General features: G+C 70.7%; 21 protein-coding genes. 12 read left to right on the top strand and 9 right to left on the bottom strand.

What is annotated here, in order from left to right; all coding sequences use genetic code 11:
* Positions 1-60: 60 nt before the first annotated feature.
* From OHA73_RS11040 to metH, 3 genes are all read right to left on the bottom strand, one after another.
* A complete protein-coding gene (locus OHA73_RS11040; protein ID WP_266721481.1) occupies positions 61-1,668 on the bottom strand; it encodes an ABC transporter substrate-binding protein in 1,608 nt (535 codons plus the stop codon).
* Positions 1,669-2,025: 357 nt separating this feature from the next.
* A complete protein-coding gene (locus tag OHA73_RS11045) occupies positions 2,026-2,721 on the bottom strand; it encodes an HAD family hydrolase (protein WP_266721479.1) in 696 nt (231 codons plus the stop codon).
* A gap of 98 nt (positions 2,722-2,819) precedes the next feature.
* Positions 2,820-6,329 (bottom strand): methionine synthase, encoded by a 3,510-nt coding sequence (gene metH, locus OHA73_RS11050; RefSeq protein WP_327654943.1) that lies wholly within the window; start codon positions 6,327-6,329, stop codon positions 2,820-2,822.
* Between the two features lie 280 nt (positions 6,330-6,609).
* Here metH and OHA73_RS11055 point away from each other — a divergent pair, with 280 nt between their 5' ends.
* From OHA73_RS11055 to OHA73_RS11070, 4 genes are all read left to right on the top strand, one after another.
* Positions 6,610-7,383, top strand: coding sequence for an IclR family transcriptional regulator (locus OHA73_RS11055; RefSeq protein WP_327654944.1), 774 nt, complete (start codon positions 6,610-6,612; stop codon positions 7,381-7,383).
* A 336-nt stretch (positions 7,384-7,719) separates the two neighbouring features.
* Positions 7,720-8,514, top strand: a complete 795-nt coding sequence (locus tag OHA73_RS11060) for an MIP/aquaporin family protein (protein ID WP_266721473.1) — start codon at positions 7,720-7,722, stop codon at positions 8,512-8,514.
* A 46-nt stretch (positions 8,515-8,560) separates the two neighbouring features.
* The gene (gene glpK, locus OHA73_RS11065) at positions 8,561-10,108 is read left to right on the top strand and encodes a glycerol kinase GlpK (protein ID WP_267071044.1); all 1,548 of its coding nucleotides are present in this window, start codon (positions 8,561-8,563) and stop codon (positions 10,106-10,108) included.
* Positions 10,109-10,117: 9 nt separating this feature from the next.
* Positions 10,118-11,734 carry a glycerol-3-phosphate dehydrogenase/oxidase gene (locus OHA73_RS11070; RefSeq protein WP_266721470.1) on the top strand — a complete coding sequence of 539 codons (1,617 nt, stop codon included), beginning with the start codon at positions 10,118-10,120 and terminating at the stop codon, positions 11,732-11,734.
* Positions 11,735-11,812: 78 nt separating this feature from the next.
* On the opposite strand, the gene OHA73_RS11075 is transcribed toward OHA73_RS11070, so the two are convergent.
* From OHA73_RS11075 to OHA73_RS11095, 5 genes are all read right to left on the bottom strand, one after another.
* Positions 11,813-12,337, bottom strand: coding sequence for a MarR family winged helix-turn-helix transcriptional regulator (locus OHA73_RS11075; protein WP_266721468.1), 525 nt, complete (start codon positions 12,335-12,337; stop codon positions 11,813-11,815).
* 101 nt (positions 12,338-12,438) lie between these two features.
* Positions 12,439-13,047 (bottom strand): SRPBCC family protein, encoded by a 609-nt coding sequence (locus tag OHA73_RS11080; RefSeq protein ID WP_327654945.1) that lies wholly within the window; start codon positions 13,045-13,047, stop codon positions 12,439-12,441.
* Between the two features lie 27 nt (positions 13,048-13,074).
* Positions 13,075-15,420: a xanthine dehydrogenase family protein molybdopterin-binding subunit gene (locus OHA73_RS11085; RefSeq protein ID WP_327654946.1), complete on the bottom strand. Its 2,346-nt coding sequence runs from the start codon at positions 15,418-15,420 to the stop codon at positions 13,075-13,077.
* Between the two features lie 5 nt (positions 15,421-15,425).
* Positions 15,426-16,031 (bottom strand): (2Fe-2S)-binding protein, encoded by a 606-nt coding sequence (locus tag OHA73_RS11090; protein ID WP_327654947.1) that lies wholly within the window; start codon positions 16,029-16,031, stop codon positions 15,426-15,428.
* Complete coding sequence (locus OHA73_RS11095; RefSeq protein WP_327654948.1) at positions 16,028-16,888, bottom strand: FAD binding domain-containing protein; 861 nt, start codon at positions 16,886-16,888, stop codon at positions 16,028-16,030. The genes OHA73_RS11090 and OHA73_RS11095 overlap by 4 nt, the downstream gene beginning before the upstream one ends.
* Before the next feature lie 250 nt (positions 16,889-17,138).
* On the opposite strand from OHA73_RS11095, the gene OHA73_RS11100 reads away from it, so the two are divergent.
* Entirely contained in the window at positions 17,139-18,236 is a 1,098-nt protein-coding gene (locus tag OHA73_RS11100) for a TetR/AcrR family transcriptional regulator (RefSeq protein WP_327654949.1), read from the top strand.
* 69 nt (positions 18,237-18,305) lie between these two features.
* Here the strand turns inward: OHA73_RS11100 and OHA73_RS11105 are convergent, their stop codons facing one another.
* Complete coding sequence (locus tag OHA73_RS11105) at positions 18,306-19,688, bottom strand: MFS transporter (protein ID WP_266721458.1); 1,383 nt, start codon at positions 19,686-19,688, stop codon at positions 18,306-18,308.
* Between the two features lie 207 nt (positions 19,689-19,895).
* On the opposite strand from OHA73_RS11105, the gene OHA73_RS11110 reads away from it, so the two are divergent.
* The 7 genes from OHA73_RS11110 to OHA73_RS11140 are packed head-to-tail and all read left to right on the top strand — an operon-like array spanning position 19,896 to position 26,012.
* A complete protein-coding gene (locus OHA73_RS11110) occupies positions 19,896-21,380 on the top strand; it encodes an aldehyde dehydrogenase (protein ID WP_327654950.1) in 1,485 nt (494 codons plus the stop codon).
* A gap of 22 nt (positions 21,381-21,402) precedes the next feature.
* Positions 21,403-22,356: a VOC family protein gene (locus tag OHA73_RS11115; protein WP_327654951.1), complete on the top strand. Its 954-nt coding sequence runs from the start codon at positions 21,403-21,405 to the stop codon at positions 22,354-22,356.
* Positions 22,353-23,147, top strand: a complete 795-nt coding sequence (locus tag OHA73_RS11120; protein ID WP_266721452.1) for an aspartate dehydrogenase domain-containing protein — start codon at positions 22,353-22,355, stop codon at positions 23,145-23,147. The genes OHA73_RS11115 and OHA73_RS11120 overlap by 4 nt, the downstream gene beginning before the upstream one ends.
* A complete protein-coding gene (locus OHA73_RS11125) occupies positions 23,144-23,914 on the top strand; it encodes an alpha/beta fold hydrolase (protein ID WP_327654952.1) in 771 nt (256 codons plus the stop codon). The genes OHA73_RS11120 and OHA73_RS11125 overlap by 4 nt, the downstream gene beginning before the upstream one ends.
* Before the next feature lie 22 nt (positions 23,915-23,936).
* On the top strand, positions 23,937-24,458 hold the full coding sequence (locus tag OHA73_RS11130) for a cupin domain-containing protein (protein ID WP_266721449.1): 522 nt from the start codon (positions 23,937-23,939) through the stop codon (positions 24,456-24,458).
* Complete coding sequence (locus OHA73_RS11135) at positions 24,451-25,200, top strand: SDR family oxidoreductase (protein WP_266721447.1); 750 nt, start codon at positions 24,451-24,453, stop codon at positions 25,198-25,200. Before OHA73_RS11130 ends, OHA73_RS11135 begins: the two co-directional genes overlap by 8 nt.
* Positions 25,201-25,235: 35 nt before the next feature.
* The gene (locus OHA73_RS11140; protein ID WP_266721445.1) at positions 25,236-26,012 is read left to right on the top strand and encodes an SDR family oxidoreductase; all 777 of its coding nucleotides are present in this window, start codon (positions 25,236-25,238) and stop codon (positions 26,010-26,012) included.
* Positions 26,013-26,014: the final 2 nt, after the last annotated feature.

A 26,014-nucleotide genomic window follows, 5' to 3' on the forward strand; every position in this document is an offset into this window, starting at 1 on the left:
TGTCGTCGGTCGAGCGGACGGGCTGGGGCCGGCCGCCAGTGGACCGGCCCCGGGGTGGGCTCAGCCGCTGACGCCGCGGCCCAGCTCCCACAGCTGGAGGATCGAGGAGGCGGACAGCGCCCACTCCACCCCGGTGATGTCGTCGCGGGCGGCGACGTACTGCTTGCCCTGCCACAGCGGGAGGACGGGCACGTCGTCGGCGACGAGGTTCTGGATCTGCTGGATGGGCTTGGACGCGGTGAGCCGGTCGGCCTCGCGGCGCTCGGCCGGGATCAGGTCACCGCGGATGCTGCTGTTGGTGTACGGGGACGCCAGGAAGTTGTCCTTGTCGAGGAACGGCGCGAGGAAGTTGTCGGCGTCCGGGAAGTCGGGGAACCAGCCGAGGCCGTAGACGTCGTACTTCCCCTTGAGCTGGGCGTCGCGGTAGGTGTCCCAGACGTCGCCCTTGATGTCGACGTGGAACAGGCCGCTGGCGTTCAGCTGCTTCTGAAGGACCTCGAACTCCTTCTTGGTGGCCGGCCCGTAGTGGTCGCTCGTGTAGTGCAGCGTGAGCTTGACGGGCGTGCTGATGCCGGCCTGCTGCAGGATCGATGCGGCCTTGGTCCTGCTCGGGTTGCCGTACTTGTTGAAGAACGAGTTCTGGTGGCCCGTGATGCCGCTGGGCACGAGCGAGTACAGCGGCTCGGCGCCGTTGCCGTACACGTCGGAGGCGATCTCGCCGCGGTCCACGAGCTGCGCCATGGCCTGCCGGACGGCCTTGTCCCTGACGGTGGTCGCCTTGGTGTCGAAGCCGAGGTAGCGGATCTCCATGCCGGGCATCTCGACCAGGTTGACGTTCTTGGGCGCGCTGTCGGAGTACTTCTTGATCTGCTCCGGCGACATGGTGCGCGTCATCATGTCGATGTTGCCCTTTTCCAGCGCCTTGCCCATGGCGCCGGCGCTGGTGAAGGAGTCCAGCTCCACCTTGTCGTTCTTCGGCTTCAACTGACCCTTGTAGTTGGGGTTCTTGGTGAAGACGGTCCTGACGACGGCGTCGTTCTTGACGGTGGCCTTCAGGGTGTACGGGCCGGAGCCGTTCACCTCGAAGCCCTTGCGCAGCTTGTTCTTCGGGTACTCGTCGGGGTCGACGATGCCGGCGGAGGGCGTGGCCAGCTTGTACGGGAACGTGGCGTCCGGGGACTTGAGGTGGAAGATGACCTCGCGGTCGCCCTGCGTCTCGATGGTGTCGATCGAGGAGAGCAGACCGTAGGAGCCGCTGTCGCTCTTGATGTTCCTGACGCGGTCGATGGAGTACTTCACATCGGCCGCGGTGATCGGCTTGCCGTCGGCGAACTTGAGGTCCTTGCGCAGCTTGCAGGCGTAGCGCTCGCTGCCGCTGTCGGAGAATATGCAGCTCTGCGCGGCCTCGGGCACGGGTTCGCCGCTGCCGCTGCGCGGCATCGCCATGAGCGTCTGCACGGTCTGGCGCAGCACGTTCCAGGACCCGGTGTCGTAGGCGTACGCCGGGTCGAACGGCGCGGGTACCTTCCCGGAGGCGATGAACCGGTCCGTGGTGCCGACCTTGATCGCATCGCCGCCCGCGTCCCCGCTGTCGGAGCCGCCGCACGCGGCGAGCACGGGGGCAAGCAGGCCGATGACGACCGGCAGCACCAAAGTCTTGCGGTTCATGCTCGAAGTTCTCCAGAGCTGTTGAACCCGCCGGCCCGGCGAAAGGGGTGGGACGCGTGGGCGACGGGAGGGTACGGCGATGTTCTCGCGACGACATTAATGGGCGTGCCGCCACGGTTCGCGGGCGCGGGATCCGACCTTTCATCACGCTGTGGAATCAGGCGTGGACGCACCGAAAACACCTCAGGAGGAAGGTTCGTCGCATGGGGTGGCCAATCGGGACACAAGGGCACCGCCCGCCGCACGGAAAGCGGTCGCGCAGCATGCACCCGGCAAGCTGTCGACCCCCGGGCGAGTGGGAAAGGTCACACACGCAACGAGCCTGTCGTACGCACAGATTCAGCCACCCCGCGGACTTCAGGACGTCATGAGCCCCTGCAGGAAAGGCACGTTGACGTGTTCCAGGGAGCGGACGACGGTGCGCCGGGGCGCGGGCTCGATCGGCGACACGGACGGCACGGCGACGACCTGGCAGCCCGCCGCCTCGGCCGAGGTGACGCCGGTGGCGGTGTCCTCGATGACGGCGCAGCGGGCGGGCTCGGCGCCGAGGCCCGCGGCCGCGAGGAGGTACGGGTCGGGGTGCGGCTTGGTCCGTGAGACCTCGTCACCGGCGATGGTGAGGCGGAAGTTGGCCGGTCCGAGCGAGTCCAGGACGCGGTCGATGATGCGCCGGTGGGAGGCGGAGACGAGCGCCGCCGGCACGTCGTGCGCGGCGAGTTCGGCGAGGAGTCTCGCGGCCCCCGGCATCAGCGGCAGGGAGCTGCTGATGCGCTTCTCGAAGCCGTCGTTGAGCAGCACGGTCAGCTCGGGCAGGGTGATGTCCGCGCCGGTGGCCTCGATGAGGAAGCCGGCGCTGCGGGTCATGGGCCCGCCGACGACGACATGGCGCCAGGAGTCGTGGAGGGCGTGGCCGAGTTCGGCGAAGACGGCCACCTCGGCGTCCCACCAGAATCCCTCGGTGTCGACGAGTGTTCCGTCCATGTCGAGGAGCACGGCCTGAAGCGTGGAGCCTTCGGCCGTTCGGGTACCGAGTGCGGGGACCGTACTGGTCATCCGTACACCTCCATGAGGGACGAAGAGGCCGGTTGCCCCCTTTCGAACACAAGGGCAACCGGCCTGCGCTGGACCGACCAGTGTACGACCGGTCTGGATTACCGCGCGTTGAAGTACTTCGCCTCGGGGTGGTGGATGACGATCGCGTCCGTGGACTGCTCGGGGTGGAGCTGGAACTCCTCGCTGAGCTGGACGCCGATCCGCTCCGGCTCCAGGAGTTCCGCGATCTTCGCGCGGTCCTCCAGGTTCGGGCAGGCGCCGTAGCCGAGGGAGAAGCGGGCGCCCCGGTACTTCAGGGCGAACATGTCCTCCATCTCGGCCGGGTCCTCGCCGGCGAAGCCCAGCTCGGCTCGGGTCCGGGCGTGCCAGTACTCGGCGAGGGCCTCCGCCAACTGCACGGACAGACCGTGCAGTTCGAGGTAGTCGCGGTAGGAGTCGGACGCGAACAGCTTCGCCGTCTCCTCGCCGATCCGCGAGCCGACCGTGACGACCTGGAGGCCGACCACGTCCGTCTCGCCGGACTCCTCCGGGCGGAAGTAGTCCGCGAGACACAGGCGGCGGCCGCGGCGCTGGCGCGGGAAGGTGAACCGGGTCCGCTCGTTGCCCGCGTCGTCCAGGATGATCAGGTCCTCGCCCTTGGACACGCACGGGAAGTAGCCGTGCACGACGGCCGCTTCGAGCATGTTGTCCGTGTGCAGCTTGTCGAGCCAGCCGCGAAGCCGCGGCCTGCCCTCGGACTCCACCAGCTCCTCGTACGAGGGTCCGTCGCCGGTGCGCGCCTGGCGCAGGCCCCACTGGCCCTTGAAGAGGGCGCCCTCGTCGAGCCAGGACGCGTACTCCTTGAGCTGGATGCCCTTGATGACGCGGGTGCCCCGGAACGGCGGCTCGGGGACCGGGTTGTCGACGGCGACGTCGGAGCGCACGGGGCCCTCGTCGGGCGTCTCCTCGACCACCACATCGCGCTTCGGGACACGGCGCTGCTTCAGCTCCGGCAGGGTCGCGCCGGGCACGCCGCGCTTGACCGCGATGAGCGCGTCCATCAGGCGCAGGCCCTCGAACGCGTCGCGGGCGTAGCGGACTTCGCCCTCGTAGATCTCGTGCAGGTCCTGCTCGACGTACGCGCGGGTGAGGGCGGCGCCGCCGAGGATCACCGGGAAGTCGGCGGCCATCTTGCGCTGGTTGAGCTCCTCCAGGTTCTCCTTCATGATCACGGTCGACTTGACCAGGAGACCCGACATGCCGATGACGTCGGCCCGGTGCTCGGCGGCCGCGTCGAGGATCGCGGAGACGGGCTGCTTGATGCCCAGGTTGACCACGTTGTAGCCGTTGTTGGACAGGATGATGTCGACGAGGTTCTTGCCGATGTCATGGACGTCGCCGCGCACGGTGGCGAGCACGATGGTGCCCTTGCCCTCCGAGTCGGACTTCTCCATGTGCGGCTCCAGGTAGGCCACCGCGTTCTTCATGACCTCGGCGGACTGGAGCACGAACGGCAGTTGCATCTGGCCGGATCCGAACAGTTCGCCGACGACCTTCATGCCCTCCAGGAGGGTGTCGTTGACGATGTCCAGGGCGGGCCGGGTCTGCAGTGCGTCTTCGAGGTCGGCCTCCAGGCCGTTCTTCTCGCCGTCGATGATGCGCCGCTGCAGGCGCTCCTCCAGCGGCAGCGCCGCCAGTTCCTCGGCCCTGCCGGCCTTGAGGGACTTCGTGGTGGCGCCCTCGAAGAGCGCCATCAGCTTCTGCAGCGGGTCGTAGCCCTCCGCGCGGCGGTCGTGGATCAGGTCGAGGGCGGTCTGCACCTGCTCCTCGTCGAACCGCGCGATCGGCAGGATCTTGGAGGCGTGCACGATCGCCGAGTCCAGGCCCGCCTTCACGCACTCGTCGAGGAAGACCGAGTTGAGGAGGATGCGGGCGGCCGGGTTGAGGCCGAACGAGATGTTCGACAGACCCAGCGTCGTCTGGACGTCCGGGTGGCGGCGCTTGAGTTCACGGATCGCCTCGATGGTGGCGATGCCGTCTCCCCGGGACTCCTCCTGACCGGTGCAGATCGTGAACGTCAGGCAGTCGATGAGGATGTCGGACTCGAGGATGCCCCAGTTCCCGGTGAGGTCGTCGATCAGCCGCTCGGCGATCTGGACCTTGTGCTCGGGGGTGCGGGCCTGGCCCTCCTCGTCGATGGTCAGCGCGATCAGCGCGGCGCCGTGCTCCTGGGCCAGCTTGGTGACCTTCGCGAAGCGGGACTCGGGGCCGTCCCCGTCCTCGTAGTTCACGGAGTTGATGACCGCGCGGCCACCGAGCTTCTCCAGGCCGGCCCGGATCACCGGGACCTCGGTCGAGTCCAGCACGATCGGCAGCGTCGAGGCGGTGGCGAAGCGGCCGGCCAGCTCCTGCATGTCGGCGACGCCGTCGCGGCCCACGTAGTCGACGCACAGGTCGAGCATGTGCGCGCCCTCGCGGATCTGGTCGCGGGCCATCTCCACGCAGTCGTCCCAGCGGGCCTCGAGCATGGCCTCGCGGAACTTCTTCGAGCCGTTGGCGTTGGTGCGCTCACCGATCGCCATGTACGCGGTGTCCTGACGGAACGGCACCGTCTGGTAGAGCGAGGCGGCGCCCGGCTCGGGCTGCGGGCTGCGGGGCGTCGGCTCGGTGCCGCGGACGCGCTCGACGACCTGGCGCAGGTGCTCGGGCGTCGAGCCGCAGCAGCCGCCGATCAGCTGGAGGCCGAAGTCGCGGACGAACGTCTCGTGGGCGTCGGCCATCTCCGGCGGGGTCAGCGGGAAGTGCGCGCCGTCGCTCGTGAGGACGGGCAGGCCGGCGTTCGGCATGCACATCAGCGGCGTCGTCGAGTGGCGGGCGAGATAGCGCAGGTGCTCGCTCATCTCGGCGGGGCCCGTGGAGCAGTTGAGGCCGATGAGGTCGATGCCGAGCGGTTCGAGGGCGGTGAGCGCGGCGCCGATCTCCGAGCCGAGCAGCATCACGCCGGTCGTCTCGAAGGCGAGCGAGCACACCAGCGGGACCGAGACACCGAGCGCGTCCATCGCCCGACGGGCGCCGATGAGGCTGGACTTCGTCTGCAGCAGGTCCTGCGTGGTCTCGACGATCAGCGCGTCGGCGCCGCCCGCGAGCAGGCCCTCGGCGTTCTTCTGGTAGCCGTCGCGGATCGTGGCGTAGTCGATGTGACCGAGCGAGGGCAGCTTGGTGCCGGGGCCGATGGAGCCGAGCACCCAGCGCTGCCGGCCGTCCTTGGCCGCGAACTCGTCGGCGACCTCGCGGGCGAGGCGGGCGCCCGACTCGGACAGCTCGTGGATGCGGTGGGCGATGTCGTACTCGGTGGCGGCCGTGTGGTTCGCGCCGAAGGTGTTCGTCTCGACGCAGTCCACGCCCACGGCGTAGTACTCCTCGTGCACGGAGCGCACGATGTCGGGCCGGGTCAGGTTGAGGATCTCGTTGCAGCCCTCGAGGTTCTCGAAGTCCTCGAGGGTCGGGTCCTGCGCCTGCAGCATGGTGCCCATCGCTCCGTCGGCCACCACGACGCGGGTGGCGAGGGCTTCTCGGAGGGCGTCCACACGGGCGCGGGGATCGGATGCGGGCGTTGGCAACGAGGCCATGAAAGTTCTCCCAGAGGTGCGACGGCTGTCGGCTTTGCGGCTCCACTCCCGGAGGCGCACCCGGTCAGGGTAACGGGGACGATGGTCCCGTCGCGGGGACGTCCACAAGCCGGAACGGCGTGCGCGTGTCGTGGCCGGAAGCATCCGATGGAAATATTGGCGCACGCCGCGCTCGCCGGAGGTCGGCAACGACCGATACTGTTCAGCATTGCCGAACGTTGCTTGGCGACTCCAGCCAGCGACCTGCCAGCGAGAAGAACCGAGGGAGGAAGGGACTGCGATGGCACGCAACATCCAGTCGCTCGAACGGGCCGCGGCCATGCTCCGGTTGCTCGCGGGCGGCGAGCGGCGGCTCGGCCTCTCGGACATCGCCGCCGCGCTCGGCCTCGCCAAGGGCACGGCACACGGCATCCTGCGCACCTTGCAGGCCGAGGGTTTCGTGGAGCAGGACTCCGCCTCGGGGCGCTACCAGTTGGGCGCCGAGCTGCTGCGCCTGGGCAACAGCTACCTGGACGTGCACGAGCTGCGGGCGCGCGCCCTGGTGTGGACGGACGACCTGGCCCGCTCCAGCGGCGAGGCGGTCTACCTCGGCGTGCTGCACCAGCAGGGCGTGCTGATCGTGCACCACGTCTTCCGGCCCGACGACAGCCGGCAGGTCCTTGAGGTGGGCGCGATGCACCCGCTGCACTCCACGGCCCTGGGCAAGGTGCTCTCCGCGTACGACCCGGTGGCGCACAGCGAGGCCCTGGAGGCCGAGCGCAAGGACTTCACGGCGCGCACGGTGTGCGACTCCGCCGACCTGGAGGCGGTGTTCGATCTCACCCGTGCGCGCGGGTACGCCGCCGACGTCGAGGAGACCTGGGAGGGCGTGGCCTCGGTCGCGGCCCCGATCCACGACCGGCACCGGATGCCGGTGGGCGCGGTGGGCATCACTGGTGCGGTGGAGCGCGTCTGCAAGGACGGTGAGCCGGGGGCGCTGCGCCCCGAGCTGATCGCGGCCGTCCGCGACTGCGCCCGCGCCGTCTCCCGCGATCTGGGCGCCAGCCGCTTCTGAGGCGCGCCGACCGGGGCTCAAGGTGCAGGCCGCACCGATCCGAGTGACCATCGTTGAACGCCCCACCGGCCTGTCGCCCCACAACGGCGGGCCGATCACCGCAGGCGATCAATAACGATCGCGCAATCGATAAAAGATCCCTTGACGAGCCAAGACCCGCAGAGCGAGACTCGCGTCCATCGGTCGGCATTGTCGAACACCTACCGGCAATACGCGTTAGAGTGTGAACAGGCCAGACCGGACCCGACCCTCGCCTGAGGGCTCGGACCACCGGAAAGGGACCCGGGAGGTTCGTTACTCGGGTTTTCCCCTGGACGAAGGACAAAGGAGTCGCGGGTGTCCAGCCACGACATCTTCCTCGGCGAGACCATCGGTACCGCCGTACTCGTTTTGCTCGGCGGTGGCGTGTGCGCCGCCGTCACTTTCAAGCGCTCCAAGGCGTTCAACGCCGGCTGGGTCGCCGTCGCGTTCGGCTGGGGCTTCGCGGTTCTGACCGGTGCCTACATGGTGGGCGGCGTCTCCGGCGCCCACCTCAACCCCGCCGTCACCGTCGGCCTCGCCATCGAGGGCGGCACCAAGTGGAGCGACGTACCGCTCTACCTGGTCTCCCAGCTCTTCGGCGCCATGATCGGCGCGGTGCTGGTCTGGCTGGCCTACTACGGGCAGTTCCACGCCCACCTGACCGACCGCGAGGTTCTCGCCGCGCACAACGGCACGGACGGCGACGAGGGCATGGTCGACCCGAAGGCCGCCCCCGAGGCGGGCCCCGTGCTCGGCGTCTTCTCCACCGGTCCGGAGATCCGGAACCTGGCGCAGAACCTCATGACGGAGATCATCGCCACGGTCGTGCTCGTCCTGGCGATCCTCACGCAGGGCCTCAACGACGACGGCAACGGCCTGGGCGTCCTCGGCGCCCTCATCACCGCGCTCGTCGTGGTGAGCATCGGTCTCTCCCTCGGTGGTCCGACCGGCTACGCCATCAACCCCGTCCGTGACCTCGGCCCGCGCATCGTGCACGCGCTCCTCCCGCTGCCCAACAAGGGTGGCTCGGACTGGTCGTACGCCTGGGTGCCGGTGGTCGGCCCGCTCATCGGCGGTGCCCTCGCCGGCTTCATCTACAAGCTGTTCTGAGCGACGCCGCCGAGACCGACCACTTACGTACGACGAGGAGCACAACGTGACCGACGCACACACCACCGGCCCCTTCATCGCGGCGATCGACCAGGGCACCACGTCCAGCCGCTGCATCGTGTTCGACAAGGACGGCCGGATCGTCTCCGTCGACCAGAAGGAGCACGAGCAGATCTTCCCGAAGCCGGGCTGGGTCGAGCACGACGCGAACGAGATCTGGGCCAACGTCCAGGAGGTCGTCGCCGGGGCCGTCACCAAGGCCGGCATCACCCGCGACGACATCAAGGCCATCGGCATCACCAACCAGCGCGAGACGACGCTGCTCTGGGACAAGAACACCGGTGAGCCCGTCCACAACGCCATCGTCTGGCAGGACACCCGCACCGACGCCCTGTGCAAGGAGCTCGGTCGCAACGTCGGCCAGGACCGCTTCCGCCGCGAGACCGGCCTGCCGCTGGCCTCGTACTTCGCCGGTCCGAAGGCCCGCTGGCTGCTCGACAACGTCGAGGGTCTGCGCGAGCGCGCGGAGCGCGGCGACATCCTCTTCGGCACCATGGACACCTGGGTCATCTGGAACCTGACGGGCGGTGTCAACGGCGGCAAGCACTTCACCGATGTCACCAACGCCTCCCGCACGATGCTGATGAACCTGCACGAGATGGAGTGGGACGAGCGCATCTGTTCCTCCATCGGCGTCCCGATGTCGATGCTCCCGGAGATCCACTCCTCCGCCGAGGTCTACGGCGAGGTCACCGGCGGCAAGCTGGGCGACCTGCTCGGCGGCATCCCGGTCGCCTCGGCGCTCGGCGACCAGCAGGCGGCCCTGTTCGGCCAGACCTGTTTCGCCGAGGGCGAGGCCAAGTCCACGTACGGCACCGGCACCTTCATGCTGATGAACACCGCGGACAAGGCCATCAACTCGTACTCCGGGCTGCTGACCACGGTCGGCTACCAGATCGGCGACCAGAAGCCGGTCTACGCGCTCGAGGGCTCGATCGCCGTCACGGGCTCTCTGGTGCAGTGGATGCGCGACCAGATGGGCCTGATCAAGTCGGCTGCCGAGATCGAGACGCTGGCGTCGTCGGTCGAGGACAACGGTGGCGCTTACTTCGTGCCCGCCTTCTCCGGCCTGTTCGCCCCGTACTGGCGCCCCGACGCCCGCGGTGTGATCACCGGCCTGACCCGGTACGTCACCAAGGCGCACATCGCGCGCGCCGTCCTGGAGGCCACGGCCTGGCAGACCCGTGAGATCAGCGACGCCATGACGAAGGACTCCGGCGTCGAGCTCACGGCCCTCAAGGTCGACGGCGGCATGACCTCCAACAACCTGCTGATGCAGACCCTCTCGGACTTCCTGGACGCGCCGGTGGTGCGCCCGATGGTCGCCGAGACGACCTGCCTCGGCGCCGCCTACGCCGCCGGTCTCGCCGTCGGCTTCTGGTCCAACACCGACGAGCTCCGCGCCAACTGGCGCCGGGCCGCCGAGTGGACCCCCCGCATGGACGCGGACACCCGCGACCGTGAGTACAAGAGCTGGCTCAAGGCCGTGGAACGGTCCATGGGCTGGCTCGAAGACAGCTCTGTCGAGGAGTAAGACCCCACGATGACTACCCAGTCCACCCTGCAGACCGTGCCTGCCCTCGGAACGCACCCGGTCGCCGGTTCCAACCCGAGCCGCGCCGAGACCCGCGAGCAGCTTTCCAAGGCGACGTACGACCTCCTGGTCATCGGCGGCGGCATCCTGGGCATCTCCACTGCCTGGCATGCGGCGCAGTCCGGTCTCAGGGTGGCCCTGGTCGACGCCGGCGACTTCGCCGGCGCCACGTCCTCCGCGTCTTCCAAGCTGCTCCACGGCGGTCTGCGCTACCTGCAGACCGGTGCGGTGAAGCTGGTCGCGGAGAACCACTTCGAGCGGCGTGCGGTGTCCCGCAATGTGGCCCCGCACCTCGCCAACCCCCTGACCTTCTACCTGCCCGTCTACAAGGGCGGCCCGCACGGCGCGGCCAAGCTGGGCGCGGGTGTCTTCGCGTACAGCGCGCTGTCCGCGTTCGGTGATGGTGTGGGGCACCTTCTGAGCCCGTCGAAGGCGCAGCAGGACGTTCCCGAGCTGCGTACGGAGAACCTCAAGGCCGTTGCCGTGTACGGCGACGACCAGATGAACGACGCGCGGATGGCGCTGATGACGGTCCGCGCGGCCGTCGACGCGGGCGCCGTCGTCCTGAACCACTCCGAGGTCACCGGGCTGCGCTTCACGAACGGCCGGGTCACCGGCGCCGAGCTCAAGGACCGTACGAGCGGTGACGAGTTCGGGGTCAACGCCCGCCTGGTGCTGAACGCGACGGGCCCCTGGGTCGACCACCTGCGCAAGATGGAGGACCCGAACTCGGCACCCTCGATCCGGCTGTCGAAGGGTGCTCACCTCGTCCTCAAGCGGACCTCGCCGTGGAAGGCCGCGCTCGCGACCCCCATCGACAAGTACCGCATCACCTTCGCCCTCCCCTGGGAGGACATGCTGCTGCTCGGTACGACCGACGAGGAGTACGAGGGTGACCCGGCGGACGTCTCGGTCAACGAGAAGGACATCGACCAGATCCTCGACGAGGCCGCATTCTCCGTGCGCGACCAGCAGCTGAAGCGGGACCTGATCACGTACTCCTTCGCCGGTCTGCGGGTGCTGCCCGGTGGCCCCGGCGACACGTCGAAGGCCAAGCGCGAGACCGTCGTCTCCGAGGGCAAGGGCGGCATGCTGTCCGTCGCGGGCGGCAAGTGGACGACGTTCCGGCACATCGGCCGCACGGTCATGCAGAAGCTGGAGGCGCTGCCGGGGCACCCGCTCGGTGACGACTTCGAGCGGATCAGCGAGCTGCCGAAGAAGCTGCCGCTCCCCGGTGTCGCCAACCCGCGTGCCGTCGCGCACCGCCTCCTCGTCGACAGCCCGGCGCCCGGTCCGCGGATGGGCGCCGACACCGCCAAGCACCTGGCGACGCACTACGGTTCGCTGTCCTTCGACATCGCCCGGCTCGCCAACGAGAACCCGGAGCTCGCGGAGCGGGTGCACCCGGACGCGCCGGAGATCTGGGCGCAGGTCGTGTACGCGCGTGACCACGAGTGGGCGGAGACCCAGGACGACGTGCTGCGCCGTCGGACGACGCTGACGATCCGCGGCCTGGCCACGGACGACGTACGTGCGAAGGTGCAGGACGTGCTCGACAAGAAGTAGTCCCCGGACAGGCGGAAGGGGCGGCTCCCACGGGGGGTGCCGCCCCTTTCGCTTGCGCGGCGCCGGGGTTGCGGGGCTCTAGCTGTCGTCGTCCGCGTCCAGGATCGAAAACTCCAACTTGCCCAGAAGGCGGGCGAGTTGGCGGCGTTCGGCCGGGGTGATGGCGGCGAGCATGCGCTCCTCGTTGGCCAGGTGGTCGGTGAACACCTCGTCCACCTTGGCGAGTCCGGTGTCGGTGAGCCGGGAGTAGACGACGCGCCGGTCCTCGGCGTCCCGCTCGCGCACTATCAGGCCGTCCTTCTCCAGGCGGTCCATGCGCAGGGTGACCCCGGCGGACGAGACGAGCCCCGAGTCGGCGAGCTGCCCTGCGGTGAGCCGGTACGGCTTGCCCGCACGACGCAGCGCGGTCAGCACGTCGAAGCCGGCGACGGACAGGCCGTGCCGCTCGATCGACGCGTTGAGCTTGGTGTTGTAGCGCAGGAACGAGCGGTGCAGGCGGGCCAGCACCTCCAGCGGTCCTGTGTCGAGCTCGGGCCGCTCCCGCGCCCAGTCCGCCACGATCTGTGTCACGGCGTCGTGCCGCTTCGCCTTCCGCTCGGCCATCCCCGTCCCCTCGCACGTCTCACGGGCGGGCGCGAATTGTTACGCCCCTGAAAATTCTACCCCTGAAGCGATCACGGTAGGGGCGGACGGCACCCCGGCCGTCAGCGGGCCGCGCGGCGGCGCCTGCCGATCAACCCGACCAGTATCACCGCCGCGAGTGCGGCGGCGGCCGGAACGACGGCCTTCTTCAGGAGTACGGGGAGGGCGGCGGCGCCGAGGTCGACGGCCTCCGGTTCGGCGAGGGCCGCCGGTGCGGCGGACTCCATCTGCGGACCGGACATCAACTCCGCGAGACGGTCGGCGAATTGGCCGACGATGCGGTCGCCGACCTCGGTCATGATGCCGCGCCCGAACTGGGCGGGCCTGCCGGTGATGTCGAGGTCGGTGCGGACCCGGACGCGGGTGCCGGCGGGGTCGGCGACGAGTTCCGCCGTGACGGTCGCGGAGGCCGTGCCCGCGCCGCGGGTCTCGCTGCCGCTGAGGCCGAGCCGCATGGTGCGGGTGGCCTCGTCGCGGGCCACGGTGCCCTCGCCCCGGTAACTCATCTGCACCGCGCCGACCTTGACCTTCACGCGGCCGGTGAAGGTGTCGCCGTCGAGGGTGTCGAGGACGGCGCCGGGCATGCAGGGGGCCACGCGGCCGAGGTCGTGGAAGAGCTTCCAGGCGTCGTCGGGCGCGGCCGGGACGGTGAAGGTGTGGTCGAGTTGCATGGCGGGGTTCTTTCTTCCGGTCGTGGGTCAGTGAGTGGCGGCGGGGGCGTCGCGCAGCAGGTCGCGGATGCGGCTGGGCGAGAGCGGGCCGCGGCGGACCACGACGCCGAAGGGACGCAGCGCGTCCTCGACGGCGTTCGCGAGAACGGCCTGCGGAGCGATGGCGCCGCCCTCGCCGAGGCCCTTCACTCCGAGGTCATTCATGGGGCTCGGCGAGTGGATCTCGTCCATGTCGAGGTCGGGGATCTCGGAGGAGGTGGGGACGAGGTAGTCCATGTACGTGCCGGTGCGGGGCTGGCCGTCGGGGCCGTAGATCATCTCCTCGTAGAGGGCGCCGCCGATGCCCTGGGCGATGCCGCCGGTAACCTGGCCCTCGGCGATGAGCGGGTTGACGATGACACCGGCGTCGTGGACGACGACGTACTGGAGGATCTCCAACTCGCCGGTGTGCTCGTCGACTTCGACGACGGCGGCGTGCGCTCCGCTGGCGACGGCGAAGCCTGGCGGGCGGAAGTGGACGGTCTCGCTGAGTTCGGTGCCGTGTCGGCCGTCGGTGGGTTCGGGCGTGCCGGGGAGCGGGGCGCGGCCCGCGAGTTCGGCGAGGGTGAGGGTGGGCCCGTCGGGCGTCCTGGTGGTGAACACGCCGTCGGTGAGGGTGAGTTCGGCGACCGGGACGCCGAGTCGGCGGGCGGCGAGGTCGAGAGCCTTTTCGCGTACGAGTTTGCCGGCCCGGTGGGTCGCGTTGCCTGCGTTGACGAGGGCGCGGCTGGCGATGGTGCCGACACCGAAGGGAGTCTTGTCGGTGTCCCCGCCCACCACGTCGATGATGTCCAGCGGGACGCCGAGCGCGTCGGCGGCGATCTGCGCCATGGAGGTGCGGTGGCCCTGGCCCTGCGAGGGCGCGCCGATGGCGAGTTTGACGCGGCCGCTGGGGGCGATGCCGATGCGCGCGGTCTCGAACGGCCCGAGCCCGGTGGCCTCGATGTACATGGCGTAGCCGACGCCGATGTGCTTGCCGTCGCGCGGTGCACGGCGAGTGGTGTCCACCTTGGCGCGGGCGCGACGCAGTAGTTCGGGGAAGTCACCGGAGTCGTACGACTGGGGGTTTCCGGAGCGGTCGACGAGACCGGTCGTGTACGGCATGTCGTCGGGGCCGATGAGGTTGCGGGCTCTCAACTCGGCCGGTTCGAGCCCGAGTTGTGCGGCGAGCCGATCCATGGCCCGCTCCATCGCGAACACCGTCTCGGGGCGCCCCGCACCCCGGTAGGGCGTGGCGAATGCGGTGTTGGTGAGGACGCCGAGGACGTCGATGTCGACGTTAGGGATCCGGTAGGGGCCGAGGAGGTGGCACAGCGAGTTGTACGGGACGACCAGGCCGGTCATGTTGTACGCGCCGAAGTTGACGGTGATGCGGTCGCGTACGGCGAGGAGTCTGCCGTCGGCGTCAGCGGCGAGTTCGATGCGGTGGATCTGCTCGCGGGCGTGTGAAGCAGCGGTGAGGTTCTCGTTGCGGTCCTCGCGCCAGACGACGGGGCGGCCCAACTTGCCTGCCGCGTAAGGGATCAGCATTTCCTCTACGTAGAGGATGCCCTTCTGGCCGAAGCCGCCGCCGACGTCGGTGGCGATGACGCGGACGGATTCGGCGTCGAGGCCGAGGGTGGTGGCGATGGACTCGCGGACGCGGTGCGGGGTCTGGGTGTTGGACCAGACGGTGAGGCCACCGCTGTAGGGGTCGACGCGGGCGGCGACGGCGCGGGTCTCGATGGGCGAGGCGACGTAGCGGTGGGCCCGGAACTCCTCGCTGATGACGGTGTGCGCGGCGGCGAACGCGGCGTCGGGGTCGCCCACTTGGGTGGCGACGGCCACCGCCGTGTTGTCCGGCAGGTCCTCGTGGAGCAGCGGGGCGCCGTCCGCGAGGGCGCGGTCCGGGTCGACGAGGACGGGCAGCGGCGCGTAGCGGACGTCGACGCGTTCGAGGGCGTCCTCGGCGAGGTAGCGGCTGTCGGCGAAGACGATGGCGACGGGCTCGCCGACGTAGCGGACCTTGTCGGTGGCGAGCAGCGGCATCGGGGTCACGGCGACGCGCGGGGCGAGGAGTTCGGCGAGGCGGGGCGGGGTGCGCAGCTCCTCCTTGTTCAGGAGCGGCGCGAGGTGGGCGACGTCGGTGCCCGTCCACACGGCGAGGACGCCCGGGGCGTCGAGCGCGGCGGCCACGTCGACCGACTCGATGCGGGCGTGGGCGTGCGGGCTGCGCAGGACGGCGGCCTCGGCGGCGCCGGGCAGCTCGATGTCGTCGACGTAGCGGCCGTTGCCGCGCAGCAGGCGGTCGTCCTCGACGCGGGGAACGGGGCGGCCGATCCAGGGGGCGGGCATGCGGGTCACTTCCCTCGCTGTGCGTCGGTGGCGCTGGTGATGGCGGTGGCGGTGGCGGTGTCACTTTCGACCTCGTACGTCTCGTCGAGGGCACGGGACAGCGCGCGGCGGATGTTGCGGTAGCCGGTGCAGCGGCACAGGTGGCCGCTGAGCGCGTCGGCGACCTCGGTGTCGCCCGGCCGCTCGCCCTGTTCGGTCAGGGCCGTCGCCGTCATGAGGAAGCCGGGGGTGCAGAACCCGCACTGCATGCCGTGGCACGCGTGGAAGGCCTCCTGCACCGGGGTGAGCGGCGCGTCCGGCCGGGCCAGGCCCTCGACGGTGCGCAGTTCGGCGCCTTCGCACTGCACGGCGAGCGTGAGGCAGGAGCGGACGGGCGTGCCGTCGACCAGGACGGTGCAGGCGCCGCACACGCCGTGCTCGCAGCCGACGTGCGTGCCGGTGAGGCGCAGCCGGTCGCGCAGGAAGTCGCTGAGCAGCAGCCGGGATTCGACCTGGGCGGTGACGGGTTCACCGTTCACGGTGAGGCGGACCTCGTGCCAGCCGGAGGGTTCGGCGAGCGGCGGCGTCCGTACGGCCTTGGGGGTGACGGGCGTGGGTGTCGTGGCGGTCATCGGGTGCGCTCCCATGCGGTGGTGCAGGCGCGGGCGAGGAGGTGGGCGGCGGCCTCGCGGCGGTACGCGGCCGTGGCGTGGACGTCGCCGGACGGGTCGAGGTGTGCGAGGGCGGCTTCGCGTGCGGCGTCGAGGGCGGCCGGTCCCGCGTCGGTGCCGGTCAGCGCCGCTTCGGCGGCGGGCAGCCGGACCGGGGTGGGGCCGACGCCGCAGAAGACGACGCGGGCGGCGCTCACGGCGGGGCCCGAGCGCTCGAGGTGGACGGCGACGCCGACCGTGGCGAAGTCGCCGTGCCGGCGGGCGAGTTCCTCGAAGGCCCAGCCGCCGCGGCGGGCCGGGAACACGACCTCGGTGAGGAGTTCGTCCGGTTCCACGGCGGTCTGGAAGGTGGCGACGAAGAACTCCTCGGCCGCGACGGTGCGCTCCCCCGCCGGCCCCGCGATGACGAAACGGGCGTCCAACGCCACGGCGGCGGTGGGGAGTTCGGCGGCCGGGTCGTGGTGGACGAGGCTGCCGCAGACGGTGCCGCGGGCCCGGATCTGCGGGTGTCCGATGTGACCGATCGCGGCGGCGAGCAGCGGCCAGCCTTCGCGGAGCCGGGGGTCGGCGGCCGCGGCGGACTGACGGACGGCGGCGCCGATGCGCAGCGCGCCCGACGCGTCGACGGAGAGGTCACCGAGGCCGGGGATGCGCGTGATGTCGACGAGGAGCCCGGGGCGGGCGAGCCGCATGCTCAGCATCGGGATCAGCGACTGGCCGCCGGCCACCACCTTGGGCTCGCGGTCCTCGTCGGCGAGCAGCGCGAGCGCCTCCGGGACGGAGTGCGGCGCGCTGTAGTCGAAGGGTGTGGGTTTCAAGCCGTCTGCCACCAGGCCTCTCGGATCGGTAGAGCGGGTACGGGTGCACCTCAGGCCATGTACCTAAGGCGCCATGCATCCAAGGCCATGCACCTGGAGCCATGTACCTAAGGCCTGAAATGATTGATGCTGAAGTACCTTCTTGGCAAGAGGCAGCGATAGGTCCGTTCAAACCAGTGTTTTCAACGACTACCGTTTTGAACGGTCGTGCAGAAACTTGACCGCCCTCCGACTCGACTACTGTTGCGCCGTGGACGGACAGCACGAGACGCAGGAGAGGCGGCGCGGCCGCTCCCACGACCCCGCGGGGAACCGGAGGGCCGTGCTCGAAGCGGCGCGGCGACTGTTCGCGGCCCACGGGTACCAAGGCGTCGGCATCCGAGCGATCGCCACCGAGGCCGGCGTGACGCCCGGCCTCGTCATGGCGTACTTCGGATCCAAGGACGGGCTCTTCCGCGCCGTCGTCGGCGAGGGGACCGGTGTCACGGCCGCCCTGCTCGACGAGGCGGGCAACGATCCGGCCGGCCTCCCGGGGGCCCTCGCCCACTCCTACCTCGACCGCTGGGACCGCCTCTCCGCCGAGGACCCGCTGGCCGCGCTGATCCGCTCGGCGCTCAACCACCCGCCCAGCGCACAGCAGTTGAGCGAGCTCCTGGAACGGCTGGTGACCGGGCCCCTGCGGGGCGTACTCGGCGAGAGCCCCGAGGCGACGGCCAGGATCGGCATGATCCGCAGCGTCCTGTTCGGCGTCATCATGGAGCGCTACCTGTTCGCGCACGAGCCGGCCCGCTCGGTGCCGACGGCCGACCTGGAGCCGCTGCTCGCGGACGTACTGGCCGCGGCCATCGGCACGCCCGCGGCGGGCGCCGCCGGGCCGACGCGCCCCGAGGACTCCCCCGCCACCGACGCCGACACCCGCGCCTTCGCCGCCCTCACCGACTGCGCCGACCGCTACCGCACCCTGATCGGCCGTGTCGTCAAGCGGCACGGCATCGGCCTCGCCGCCTTCGAGGTGCTCGCCGAGCTGAGCCGCGCCCCGGCCCCGCACCGCCGCACCATGGGCGAGCTCGCGGCGGCGGGCGCGGTCCGGGCCGGCGGGATGACCCAGCACGCGGACCGGCTGGAGCGGGCCGGGCTCATCGAGCGGGAGCGGGACGACCGGGACCGGCGGATCGTGTACCTGCGCCTCAGCGGGGCGGGGCGGGAGCTGGTCGACCGGGTGGCCGAGGAACGTACGGCGGTCGAGCGGGAGCTGCTCGACGGGCTCGGGGTGGACGAGCGGCGCCAACTGCGGGTGCTGCTGGGGGCGTTGGGTGCGACCCTCGCGGACCCGCCGGACCCCGCGTGACATCGGGCGCTCACGCGACGGCGGCGCCGGGGGCACCTGCCTCCGACGCCGCGACACCCCCACCCTCCGTTACGAGTTGAGCTCCTCCAGCGTCTTCCCCTTCGTCTCCACCGCGAACAGGGCGATCACCGCGCCCACCATCGCCACGGCCGCCAACTGCGCGAAGACCAGGCCGAGTCCGCCACCCGAGCCGATGATCGCGCCGACCGTGATCGGGCCGAGGATGACACCGAGCCGGTTCCACAGGCCGCCGAAGGCCGCGCCGGTGGCCCGGTTCCGCGTCGGGTACAGCTCCGGCGAGTAGAGATAGAGGCCCGCGTTGATCGCGTAGACGAAGAACGTCGTGCAGGACGCGAACAGGGCGACCTGGATCCCCGACGTGACCCCGACCAGGGCCAGGATCCCGAGGGTGAGCGCCGTGCCGCCGAGCGCGGCGACCAGGGCGGGGCGGCGGCCGATCCGGTCGATGAGGAGCGCGACCACGAAAGTGCCGACCAGGCCGGTGATGTTGCTGAGCAGCGTGTAGACCAGCGCGGTCGTCAGGTCGAGGCCGAAGTTCTTGGTGTAGAGCGAGGGCAGCCACGTCGAGATGCCGTGGTTGACGTAGTACGCGACGAACCACAGCCCGGACAGGACGGCGGTGCGTCGCAGATAGCGGCCGGTGAACAGGTCCCGCAGCCGGCCGCGCCCGGTCTCCGCCACGGGCGCGGGACCGGGCTCCGGCAGCGGTTCGCCCACGGCCCGCTCGACCTCGCCCTCGATCCGGGCGATGACCTGCTCGGCCTCCTCCAGACGCCCCTGCGAGAGCAGCCACCGCGGCGACTCGGCGACCTGCTTGGGCAGCGCCACGGCGATCAGGACGGGCAGCGCGCCGAGTACGAACATCGCGCGCCAGCCCAGGTTCGGCACGACCCACACCGCGACGAGGCTGGCCGCCGCGAGTCCGGCCGGGAAGATCATTTCGTAGAGCAGGACGAAGCGGCCGCGCTTGTCGGAGCGGGAGATCTCGTTGATGTACGTGGCCGCGACCGGGACGACGCCGCCGATGCCGAGCCCCTGGACGAACCGGAAGAGCGAGAACAGCTCGATCCCGTTGGCCATGGCGACCGCGAGGCTGGCGACGCCGGTGATCGCGACGCCCAGGGCCACCGTGCGCACCCTGCCGATCCGGTCCCCCAGCCACCCGGCGACCAGCGCGCCGAACAGCATGCCGACGGATCCCGTGGTGACCGCGAAGGTCGCCTGCCCCGTGCTCAGGTGCCAGTCCTTGATGAGGACGGGCAGCGCGGAGGCGGCCAGGAGCTGGTCGAAGGCCTCGAAGAACGTCACGGCGCCGATCAGGAAGCGCACCTTGACGTGCCAGCGGGAGTGCGGCAGCCGTTCGAGTCTGGCCGCGATCGAGCCGAGGCCCTGTTTGCCGGATTCTCCGGCTTTACCGGCCACAGTCGTCATGGAGGGGTCCTTCCGCGAGCACGCGAACACGAGGGGATTGCGGCGACAGTAGAAGCCAACTCCTTAGCGGTCAATGGTTAGGCGCTTAGGCATCTGAAGTCATGAGAAGCACGAAGCTTCCGGTGGCAGGGTCTTGCGGGAAAACATTTAAGCGCTTAGCTTTCTAGCACTTCAGCAAGTCAACTCCCGTACGCCGGAGGCTCCGCCGTGTCCCACCACCCCACCGAAATCCTCGTCGCGGGCCAGTGGCGACGCGGCGGCGGCGCTCCGCTGGACACCGTGAACCCCGCCACAGGACAGGTGCTCGCCACGCTGCACACCGCGTCCGCCGAGGACGTCGACGAGGCCGCGCGGGCGGCGGCAGCGGCCGCGGCGGATCCGGCCTGGCGCGAGCTTCTCCCCCACCAGCGGGCCCGGCTCCTGTACCGGATCGCGGAGCTGACCGAGGAGGCCGCCGACGAGCTGGCCGCGACGCAGACCGCCGACACCGGCAAGACCCTCACCGAGACGAAGGCGCTCGCGCTCAGCGCTGCCGGCACCTTCCGGTACCTGGCCGCGACCCTGGAGACCGCCGAGGAGGCGATCACGCCCTCGCGCGGCCCGTACGTCACGATGAGCGTGCACGAGCCGATCGGCGTGGTCGGGGCGATCAACCCGTGGAACTCGCCGGTCGCCAGCGACGCGCAGAAGATCGCGCCCGCCCTGGCCGCAGGGAACGCGGTGCTGCTGAAGCCGGCCGCCTGGACCCCGCTGGTCTCGCTGAAGCTCGGGCGGATCATTACCCGCGCCCTCGCCGAACTCGACCTGCCCACCGCCCTGTTGTCCGTACTCCCGGGCAGCGGACGGGTCGTCGGCGACGCCGTCGTACGGCATCCCCTCGTCGGCCGGATCGGGTTCACGGGCGGCACGGAGACCGGCCGTTCCATCGCCGAGATCGCCGCGCGCAAGCTGATCCCCGCCTCCCTCGAACTGGGCGGCAAGTCGCCGACGATCGTGCGGGCCGACGCGGACGTCGAACAGGCCCTCGCGGGCGTGATGTTCGGGATCTTCTCGTCCAGCGGGCAGTCCTGCATCGCGGGTTCTCGACTGTTCGTCCACGCGTCGCTGTACGAGTCGTTTGTCGATGAACTCGTCTCGCGGGTAGGGAAGTTGCGCGTCGGGCCCGGGACCGATCCCGACACCCAGGTCGGTCCGCTCGTGCACCAGAAGCACCGGGACTCGGTCGCCGACTACGTCGACCTCGCTCGCTCCGAGGGCGCCGAGGTGCTGTGCGGCGGCGCCGCGCCCGAGGGACCCGCGTACGAGAACGGCGCGTACTACCTGCCCACCGTCCTCGCCGGACTGCCGAACGACTCCCGCACCTGCCAGGAGGAGATCTTCGGCCCGGTCCTGGTGGTCCTCCCCTACGACGACGAGGACGACCTCGTCCGCCAGGCCAACGACTCCGTGTACGGCCTGGCCTGCGGGATCTGGACCCGCGACCACCGCGCCGCCTGGAACCTGGCCCGCCGGATCGACGCGGGCACCGTGTGGATCAACACGTACAAGCAGTTCAGCGCGTCCACCCCGTTCAGCGGGATGAAGGACAGCGGCCTCGGCACCGAGAAGGGGCGTGACGCCATCCGCGCCTACCAACGCCAGAAGTCCCTGTACTGGGGCACGTCCGAAGCCCCGCTCCCCTGGGCCAACTGACCACGATCCAGGAGTTCCTGAGATGTCCCACCCCCCGATCGCCCGGCTGCGCGCGCTGCGCTCCGTCGAACTGCTCACCCCCTCCTTCGCCGAGGCCACCGACTTCTACGAGGAGGCCTGGGGCCTGGAGGTCGTCGAGTCCGAGCACAGCGCGAGCTGGCTGCGCGGCACCGGCGAGCAGCACCACGCCCTCCAGCTCACCCGCTCCGACCGCACCGGCCTCGGCCGCCTCGTGTTCGCCGTCGCCACCCCCGCCGAGATCGACGAGGCGGCGCGCCGCCTGGAGGCCCGCGGGATCGTGCCGGTCGCGGGGCCAGGGCCGCTCGACCAGGTCGGCGGCGGCTACGGCCTCCGGTTCCACGACCACGAGGGCCGACTCGTCGAGCTGTCCGCCGAGACCTGGGCCGTCGCGCCGCGCGGGCAGGACACGGCCGTGCCGGTCGGCGTCACGCACACCGTCCTCAACACCCCCGACATCGACGCCGCCGTCGCCTTCTACTGCGACGTCCTCGGCCTGCGCGTGTCCGACTGGTCCGAGCACCAGATGGCGTTCCTGCGCTGCAACGCCGACCACCACTGCATCGCGTTCAACCAGGCCGAGTGGGTGTCCCTCAACCACGTGGCGTACGAGATGAGTTCGGTCGACCACTTCATGCGCGGGCTCGGCCGGCTCCGGCACCACGGGATCGTCCCGAAGTGGGGTCCCGGGCGGCACGGGCCCGGCAACAACACCTTCTCCTACTTCACCGACCCGACCGGGCTCGTCTGCGAGTACACGTCCGAGGTCGCGCAGATCGTCGAGGACCGGTGGATCGCCAAGGTGTGGCGGCGGGTGCCGGAGCTGTCCGATCTGTGGGGCACGGCGGGGGCGCCGTCGAAGGAGATCCGCTGTCACATGGCCGGTTCGCCGGAGTCCCGGGTCATCCCGGCCGGTTCGCCGGAGTCACCGGTCATTCCGGAAGGAGCACAGAAATGAGCACGCTGAAGGTCGGACTCGTCGGCTGGGGCGCCATCGGCCGCGTCGTCGGCACGGCGCTCGCCCAAGGCGACGTCCAGGGAGCCGAGTTGACGTGCATCGTCGACAACCGGCCGCTCGGCGAGGCGGCGCCCGCGCCGCAGGTGACCTTCGACGAGGCCATCGACCTCTGCGACCTGATCGTCGAGGCCGCAGGTCAGGGCGTCGTACGGGAGTGGGGCGAGCACGTCCTCACCTCCGGCACCGATCTGCTCGTGGCCTCGACCGGGGCCCTCACCGACGACGAGCTCGCCAAGCGGCTGCTCGACGCCGGTCCCGGCCGGGTGTACTTCACGGGCGGCGCCGTCGGCGGCCTCGATCTGCTCCAGGCCGTGCGGGCCCTGGGGCCGATCGAGGACGTCCGGCTCACCACCACGAAGCTGCCGTCCACCCTCGAACAGCCTTGGATGGACGAGGAGTTGCTGGGCCGCATGCGCTCGGCGACCGGCCCCGTCGAGGTCATGTCCGGCACGGCGCGCGACGTGCCGGTGAAGTTCCCCAAGTCGACGAACGTGGCCGCCTCGGTCGCCCTCGCCGTCGGCGACCTGGACGCTGTGCGGGTCGAGGTCGTCGCCGATCCGGGGGCCACCCGCACCCGGCACGTCATCGAGGCGTCCGGGGAGCACGGCGCGTACCGCTTCGAGGTCGCGCACCGGCCCGACCCGGGCAACCCGGCGACCAGCCAGGTCGTGCCGTACGCGGTACTGCGGTCGGTGGCCGCGCTCGCCGGGCGCTCGGGGCAGATCCTGTGACCGGCGTACATGTCGAAGAGGCGGGAACCGAAGGTCCGCTGCTGCTGTGCCTGCACGGCATCGGCTCCTCGTCGGCCGCGTTCGCGCCGCAGCTCGAAGGGCTCGCCCCGCACGCCCGGGTCATCGCCTGGGACGCGCCCGGATACGCCAAGTCCCCTGATTCGGACGGCCCGTTGGACCTCGACGGATTCGCGGACGCCGCGGCGGAGCTGATCCGCTCGTACGGCCCGTCGGCACACGTCCTCGGTGTCTCGTGGGGCGGTGTCATCGCGCTGCGGCTCGCGACCCGTCACCCCGACCTCGTCGACTCGCTGATCGTCGCCGACTCCAGCGCGGGCTCCGGCACCGACGAGGCGAAGGCGGCCGGGATGCGGGCGCGCTCCGCGGAGTTGGCGGAGGCCGGGCCGCGCGCGTTCGCCGAGAAGCGCGGGCCGCGCCTCGTCTCGGACCTCGCGCCCACCGAACTCGTCGAGCGGGTCGTCGACACCATGGCCTCCTCCGTGCGACTGCCCGGCTACGGGTACGCCGCCGAGGCCATGGCCGGCGCCGACCTGCGCCCCGAACTGTCCGCCGTCTCCGCGCCCACGCTCGTGATCTGCGGCGACCGCGACAAGGTCACCGGCGTCGAGGCCTCCCAGGTCATCGCCGGCGGCCTGCACAAGACGGCCTACGTGATCGTCAAGGACGCCGGTCACCTCGCCAACCAGGAACAGCCCGAGCGGTTCAACGCCTGGGTCCTGTCCCACCTGCACATCGTCACCCGCTGACGCACCTCGAAAGGCTCACACCATGCCTCTGACCACCACCGAGTACGACAACGGCGGCGACCTCGGCACGTACACCGACTCGCTGATCGCGTCGAAGGAGTCCCGCGTCGCCGACTTCGACACGCTCTCCTTCCAGGAGAAGGCGGGCAAGCAGTACCGCCGCGGCCAGATCCGCTACGTCGGCTCCGGCGCCACCGGCAACCACGAGGGCGACAGCCGCATCCTCCCGTCCGGCGGCTTCACCTTCTCCAACATGCTCCTTCCGCCCGGCGCCGAGGGCCCGGCCCACACGCACCACGACGTGGAGGAGGCCTTCTTCGTCCTGGAGGGCGAGGTACGCGTCGGCGTCCACCGCGGCCCGGACGAGGTCGAGTACCGCACCCTCGGCTACCGCGACATGATCGTGGTGCCCGCCGGTGTGACCCGCTCGCTGAAGAACGAGGGCGACACCGACGCCCTGTTCTGCGTGGTCATCGGCACCCAGAAGCCGCAGGTGCCCTCGTACCCCGAGTACTCGCCGATGCACGGCGTCACCCGTGACTGACTCGCGTGACGCGCGCACGGTCGTCGTGACCGGGGCGGGCCGTGGTCTGGGACTGGCCATGGCCCGCCGGGCCGGCGCGGACGGCTTCCGGGTCGTCCTCGCCGAGCTCGACCCGGAGCGCGGCGCCCGCGCGGCCGAGGAGCTGCGGAGCGAGGGGCACGACGCGCACTTCGCACGCTGCGACGTGGCGGACCCGGCGTCCGTCGAGGAACTCGCCTCGTTCGTACGGGACTTGGGCGGGCTCTACGGGCTCGTCAACAACGCCGCCCTCGCCAACGGCGTCGGCGGCAAGGAGTTCCAGGACATCGACATCGAGGCCTGGGACCGCCTGATGACGGTGAACGCGCGCGGCCCCTGGCTGGTGTCCAAGGCGCTGCACCCGCTGTTCGGCCCGACCGGACGCATCGTCAACATCGCCTCGGACGCCGCCCTTTACGGTTCGCCCCGGCTCGCGCACTACATCACGTCGAAGGGCGCGGTCATCGCCCTCACCCGCGCGATGGCCCGGGAGCTCGGCGAGCGCGGCATCACCGTGAACGCGCTGGCGCCGGGCCTCACCGAATGCGAGGCGACCGAGACGGTCCCGGAGGAGCGGCACGGTCTCTACGCCGCGAACCGGGCGATCTCCCGGCCGCAGCAGCCCGACGACCTGACCGGGTTCGCGTCCTTCCTCCTCTCCGAGGAGTCCCGCTATCTGACCGGACAGGTGATCGCCGTCAACGGCGGATTCACCATGAACTGACCCAACACCCAACTTCCGTACTGGAGAACTGAGTTATGGATCTGGGCCTCGCCGACCGGACCTATGTGGTCACCGGAGGCAGCTCGGGCGTCGGCCTGGCCACGGTCCGCGCCCTCCTCGACGAAGGCGCGAACGTCGCCACCTGCGGGCGCGACGCCGACCGCCTGAAGAAGCTCGGCACCCACGAGCGCCTCTTCACCGCCACCTGCGACGTGCGCGACGCCGACGCCGTACGCGGCTTCGTGGCGGCGTCCGCGCAGGCCTTCGACGGGCGCATCGACGGACTGGTCAACAACGCCGGCCAGTCCCGCATGAAGCGCCTCGACGACACGACCGAGGACGACTGGCGCGACGAGCTGGAGCTGAAGTTCGCGGGCGTGCTGAATCCGCTGCAGGCGGCGCGGGAGTATCTGCGGGCGTCCGAAGCGGCCTCCGTCGTCAACGTCAACGCGGTGCTCGCCAAGCAGCCCGAGCCGCGGCTGATCACGACGAGCGCCGCCCGCGCCGGCATCCTCAACCTCTCCAAGTCCCTTTCCCAGGAGCTGGCTTCGGACGGCATCCGGGTCAACTCGGTCTGCCTCGGGCTCATCGACACCGGGCAGTGGACGCGCCGGCACGCCGCCGCGGACTCCGGGATGTCGTACGAGGACTGGCAGGCGGAACTGGCCGCCGACCGCGGCGTCTCGCTCGGTCGGCTCGGCCGCGCCGAGGAGGTCGCGTACGCGATCGTCGCGCTGCTCTCGCCACGCGCCTCGTACATCACCGGGACCGCCATCGACGTCTGCGGCGGCGTCGGCCGCGGCATCCTCTGAGG

The sequence above is a fragment of the Streptomyces sp. NBC_00483 genome (genome assembly GCF_036013745.1).
In the GTDB taxonomy this organism is placed as follows: Bacteria; Actinomycetota; Actinomycetes; order Streptomycetales; family Streptomycetaceae; genus Streptomyces.

What these genes read in the sequence shown, in the direction of transcription:
- OHA73_RS11080 (WP_327654945.1), bottom strand. Translation starts at nt 13,047, where the DNA reads ATGCAACTCGACCACACCTTCACCGTCCCGGCCGCGCCCGACGACGCC.
- OHA73_RS11040 (WP_266721481.1), bottom strand. Translation starts at nt 1,668, where the DNA reads ATGAACCGCAAGACTTTGGTGCTGCCGGTCGTCATCGGCCTGCTTGCC.
- OHA73_RS11140 (WP_266721445.1), top strand. Translation starts at nt 25,236, where the DNA reads ATGGATCTGGGCCTCGCCGACCGGACCTATGTGGTCACCGGAGGCAGC.
- metH (WP_327654943.1), bottom strand. Translation starts at nt 6,329, where the DNA reads ATGGCCTCGTTGCCAACGCCCGCATCCGATCCCCGCGCCCGTGTGGAC.
- OHA73_RS11105 (WP_266721458.1), bottom strand. Translation starts at nt 19,688, where the DNA reads ATGACGACTGTGGCCGGTAAAGCCGGAGAATCCGGCAAACAGGGCCTC.
- OHA73_RS11075 (WP_266721468.1), bottom strand. Translation starts at nt 12,337, where the DNA reads ATGGCCGAGCGGAAGGCGAAGCGGCACGACGCCGTGACACAGATCGTG.
- OHA73_RS11055 (WP_327654944.1), top strand. Translation starts at nt 6,610, where the DNA reads ATGGCACGCAACATCCAGTCGCTCGAACGGGCCGCGGCCATGCTCCGG.
- OHA73_RS11085 (WP_327654946.1), bottom strand. Translation starts at nt 15,420, where the DNA reads ATGCCCGCCCCCTGGATCGGCCGCCCCGTTCCCCGCGTCGAGGACGAC.
- OHA73_RS11120 (WP_266721452.1), top strand. Translation starts at nt 22,353, where the DNA reads ATGAGCACGCTGAAGGTCGGACTCGTCGGCTGGGGCGCCATCGGCCGC.
- OHA73_RS11070 (WP_266721470.1), top strand. Translation starts at nt 10,118, where the DNA reads ATGACTACCCAGTCCACCCTGCAGACCGTGCCTGCCCTCGGAACGCAC.
- OHA73_RS11130 (WP_266721449.1), top strand. Translation starts at nt 23,937, where the DNA reads ATGCCTCTGACCACCACCGAGTACGACAACGGCGGCGACCTCGGCACG.
- OHA73_RS11115 (WP_327654951.1), top strand. Translation starts at nt 21,403, where the DNA reads ATGTCCCACCCCCCGATCGCCCGGCTGCGCGCGCTGCGCTCCGTCGAA.
- OHA73_RS11090 (WP_327654947.1), bottom strand. Translation starts at nt 16,031, where the DNA reads ATGACCGCCACGACACCCACGCCCGTCACCCCCAAGGCCGTACGGACG.
- OHA73_RS11045 (WP_266721479.1), bottom strand. Translation starts at nt 2,721, where the DNA reads ATGACCAGTACGGTCCCCGCACTCGGTACCCGAACGGCCGAAGGCTCC.